The sequence below is a fragment of the Bradyrhizobium sp. genome (assembly GCF_016462955.1).
In the GTDB taxonomy this organism is placed as follows: domain Bacteria; phylum Pseudomonadota; class Alphaproteobacteria; order Rhizobiales; family Xanthobacteraceae; genus Bradyrhizobium.
The window spans coordinates 1-2,068 of sequence record NZ_JAEMSD010000109.1 but is presented as its reverse complement, the minus strand read 5'-3'; the positions used below and the strand labels follow the sequence as shown (position 1 = coordinate 2,068).

Here is a 2,068-nt window from a genome sequence, read left to right as displayed (position 1 = left end):
GTGGTCGGGCCCGACCGCGTTACGGTCGAGCGTGAGATGCTTCTCGATGATGGTAGCGCCCATCGCCACCGCGGCGAGCGATATCTCGATCCCGTCGGTGTGATCGGAATAGCCCACCGGGAGCTGGAAGGCGGTCCGCATCGTATGCATCGCCGCAAGATTCACGTCCTCGGGCGGGCAGGGATATTCGGTCGTGCAGTGGAGGAGGCAGACGCGCTCGGACAAGCGCGTGCGCGCTTCCTCGTCGCGCCACGCTGCGCGGAACGCGGCAAGGCCTGGTGACGCCTCGCTGCGGATGTAGCCATGCGCGAGCACGCCGAGCGCTTCCTCGACCTCGGTCAGCGTCGCCATGCCGGTGGATAAGATCAAGGGCATGTCCGCGAGTGCGATCGCATGCAGCAGCGGAGCATTGGTAAGGTCGCCCGAGCCGATCTTGAGCCGTGTCAACCCGAGCGTCAGCAGGAAGCTCAGTGATTGATGGTCGAACGGCGTCGACAAGAATTCTATGCCGCGCGCCTTGGCGCGGTCGATCAGTGGCGGATGCGCCGAATGCGGCAATTCGAGTCGCTTCAGCATCGCGAGCTGGCTCTCGGCGGCATCCGTGGTGCGCTGCTGGTAATCGGCCTTGCGCGCACTCTTCCCGGCGAGCGAGTTGGCGTTGAAGGTCTGGAATTTCACGACATCGGCCCCGGCATCGGCGGCCGCGTCAACCAACGCAAGTGCGGTGTCCAGGCTGCCGGAGTGATTGACCCCGGCTTCGGCGATGATGAGCGTACGCGTCATGTGGTCGCCTCGCCGTCGTAAAAGCCCTTTTTCAACAGCGCCCTGAAATCGGGAATGGATGCTATCTTGTCGGCGACGCGCCGGCTGGTCTCTCCGTCGCCGTAAGGGTTGACCGTCGGCTGCCGCCCGCGTGCAAGCGCATCGGCGATGGCCTTCGAAATCGACCCGCGATCGGAGGCTGCGTGAAACACGGAGGCGGCGCGCTGCCGTCCCTTCTGCCGGTCCCCGATGTCGACGGTCGGAACGTTGAGCGAGGGCGCTTCATAGATGCCGCTCGACGAATTGCCGACCACGACATCGGCCTGGTTCAACAGGCTGATGTAACGAAGCTGTCCGAGCGAGGCGACTGCGACGGCGTTCGCCCGGCCGGCGACGAACGCCTTGATTCGATTGTTGAGCGCACGGCCTTCCGCGTCGGCATTCGCGAGCGTGAAGAACAGGCTGAACTCCGGATCGAGCGTTGCGAGCGATGCGAACAATTCATCAAGTGCGCCGACTGACTGGTCCATCTCGACGGTGACCGGATGGAACGTGACCACAACGTTGCGCTTGCCGAGCTGCATCCCGATCTCGCGGCCGATGGTCTCGCGGTCCATCAGCTTGAGGCGCTTGATCGAATCGATGCCGGGCGAGCCGACCGTGAAGACGCGTGTCGGGTTCTCGCCGAGCCGGGTCAGCCGGCGCGCCGAGTCGGCATTCGTGGCAAAATGCAGATGCGACATCTTGGTGATGGCGTGACGGATGGCTTCGTCGATGGCGCCCTCGGTGACATCGCCGCCGAACAGATGTGCCATCGGCAGCCGCATGAACATCGCAGCCTGCGCCGCCGCAAACGTCTCGTAGCGGTCGCCGAGCACGACGACAAGGTCCGGCTTCAGTCGCGCGAAAGCGTCGGCAAATCCGATCACGCCAAGGCCGACGGATTTGGAGACACCGACGCCGGAATCGCTCGACAGCAACGTCTCGACGCTCTCGTCGACCACGAAGCCTTCGTCGCGGATGTTGTCGATGGTGTATCCGAACTCGGGCGACAAGTGCATGCCCGTCGCGATGAGCTGGAGCTTCAACCCGGGTGTTTCACGGATAGCCCGCATCGGCCAGATGATGAGGCCGAAATCGGCGCGGCTGCCGGTGACGAAACAGATCTTGCGGCTTTGTTCACTCATCGCGGGCCCGGATGCTGGCGCTGGAGGGAAGATTGATCAGGCGGCGCTCGATGGATTCGGCGGTGGCGAGATTGCCGCGCGGGCTCTGCGCGAACATCGGCAGATGGTGCATCAAGGTC

2 protein-coding genes are annotated in these 2,068 nt (G+C 64.0%); both read right to left on the bottom strand.

Annotated features, from left to right (window positions below):
* Positions 1-783: N-acetylneuraminate synthase family protein (locus JHD07_RS14035; protein ID WP_291623081.1), on the bottom strand; the 783-nt coding region annotated here is incomplete at its 3' end.
* Positions 780-1,949 carry a UDP-N-acetylglucosamine 2-epimerase gene (neuC, locus tag JHD07_RS14030; protein ID WP_291623079.1) on the bottom strand — a complete coding sequence of 390 codons (1,170 nt, stop codon included), beginning with the start codon at positions 1,947-1,949 and terminating at the stop codon, positions 780-782. The genes neuC and JHD07_RS14035, both read right to left, overlap by 4 nt.
* Between the last annotated feature and the right edge of the window lie 119 nt (positions 1,950-2,068).

Coding starts and splice junctions, on each gene's coding strand:
- neuC (WP_291623079.1), bottom strand. CDS start 1,949: ATGAGTGAACAAAGCCGCAAGATCTGTTTCGTCACCGGCAGCCGCGCC.